The sequence below is a fragment of the Mycobacterium sp. 1245852.3 genome (assembly GCF_001669335.1).
In the GTDB taxonomy this organism is placed as follows: Bacteria; Actinomycetota; Actinomycetes; order Mycobacteriales; family Mycobacteriaceae; genus Mycobacterium; species Mycobacterium europaeum_A.
This window is the reverse complement of the sequence record NZ_LZLL01000631.1, coordinates 1-2,013: the sequence shown is the minus strand read 5'-3', so window position 1 is coordinate 2,013 and position 2,013 is coordinate 1. Positions and strand designations below refer to the sequence as shown.

Sequence of the window (2,013 nt, the reverse complement as noted above, 5' to 3'; positions counted from 1 at the left end):
TCGCGGCTGAACCCGGCGCTGGCCGTCGTCGCGGCCCTGGCATGCGTGGCGATCTCGCTGGCGCTCACCTACATGGTGATCAACATCCGGGCGTTGCTGCACGACCGGTCGCTGCTGGACCGCTGGACGGGTGACGTGACGGCCGCGCTGCAGTCGGTCGTCGAGGAGCTGGTCGCCACCCGCGTGCTGGTCGCCGAGTCGGTGCTGAGCAAAGGGCTGCTGGCCCAGGACGAGGCCGAGAACGCCCAGGTGTCGGCCGCCGTCGGCGTCATCGACGCCGAACTGCGCGAGCACGCCCTGGCCGCCGCGCGGGCCGCGGCGGCGCGGGATCGGGAGATGCCGGCGGTGACGGCCGCGCTGGCGGCGGTGCGTGCAGAACTGGGAGAACCGGGTATACGAGAGGACGAAAGTCACGCCGAAGAGGGTGGCGCTGACGACACCGAAAAACCCGTTTCGAGGAGCGAAGATGGCGACCCGTCGGGACCTTCTGAATCGTTGTTGTGAGAAGGCTTATACCTGCCCGAGACTCACCCGACAAGATCCTCACGATAACCTGTAGTTAACGCCACCAATTCCTTAATTGTGTGGGCGAGAGCATAGCGAGCAGCACGAGCCCGATACGCAGAAGATCCAGGAGAGTTCGATGACCTCAGCGACCATTCCCGGTTTGGACACAGCACCCACGAATCACCAGGGCCTGCTGTCATGGGTGCAGGAGGTCGCCGAGCTCACCCAGCCCGATCGGGTGGTTTTCGCTGACGGCTCCGACGAGGAGTTCCACCGGCTGGCGGCCCAGCTGGTCGAGGCGGGCACGCTGAAGAAGCTCAACGAGAAGAAGCACCCCAACTCCTACCTGGCGCTGTCCGACCCGTCCGACGTGGCGCGGGTGGAGTCGCGGACCTACATCTGTTCCGAGCGTGAGATCGACGCCGGGCCGACCAACAACTGGATGGACCCGTCGGAGATGCGGTCCACGATGACCGAGCTGTACCGGGGCTGCATGCGCGGCCGGACCATGTGGGTGGTGCCGTTCTGCATGGGCCCGCTGGGCGCCGACGACCCGAAGCTGGGTGTGGAGATCACCGACTCGGAGTACGTCGTCATCTCGATGAAGGTGATGACCCGGATGGGCAAGGCCGCGCTGGAGAAGATCGGCGACGACGGGTTCTTCGTCAAGGCGCTGCACTCGGTCGGCGCACCGCTGGAGCCGGGGCAGAAGGACGTGCCGTGGCCGTGCAACGACACCAAGTACATCACCCATTTCCCGGAGACCCGGGAGATCTGGAGCTACGGCTCGGGTTACGGCGGCAACGCCCTGCTGGGCAAGAAGTGCTACTCGCTGCGCATCGCCTCGGCGATGGCCCACGACGAGGGCTGGCTCGCCGAGCACATGCTGATCCTCAAGCTCATCTCCCCGGAGAACAAGGCTTACTACTTCGCCGCGGCGTTCCCGTCGGCGTGCGGTAAGACCAACCTGGCGATGCTGCAGCCGACCATTCCGGGCTGGCGCGCCGAGACGCTCGGCGACGACATCGCTTGGATGCGGTTCGGCAAGGACGGCCGCCTGTACGCGGTCAACCCCGAGTTCGGTTTCTTCGGCGTCGCGCCGGGCACGAACTGGAAGTCCAACCCCAACGCCATGCGCACCATCGAGGGCGGCAACACCGTCTTCACCAACGTGGCGCTCACCGACGACAACGACGTGTGGTGGGAGGGCCTGGAGGGCGAGCCGCAGCACCTGATCGACTGGAAGGGCCGCGACTGGACGCCGGATTCCGGCGAGAAGGCCGCCCACCCCAACTCGCGCTACTGCACCCCGATGTCGCAGTGCCCCATCCTGGCGCCCGAGTGGGACGACCCGCAGGGCGTGCCGATCTCCGGCATCCTGTTCGGCGCCCGCCGCAAGACCACGGTCCCGCTGGTGACCCAGGCCCGCGACTGGCAGCACGGCGTGTTCATGGGGGCCACCATGGGCAGCGAGCAGACCGCCGCCGCCGAGGGCAAGGTCGGCAC

At 67.1% G+C, this 2,013-nt stretch carries 1 protein-coding gene and 1 pseudogene; both read left to right on the top strand.

What is annotated here, in order from left to right:
- A pseudogene (locus tag A9W96_RS29555) lies at window positions 1-504 on the top strand (hypothetical protein); the annotation flags it as partial.
- Between the two features lie 139 nt (window positions 505-643).
- A partial coding sequence (locus A9W96_RS29550) for a phosphoenolpyruvate carboxykinase (GTP) (RefSeq protein WP_067144692.1) occupies window positions 644-2,013 on the top strand: 1,370 nt, incomplete at its 3' end.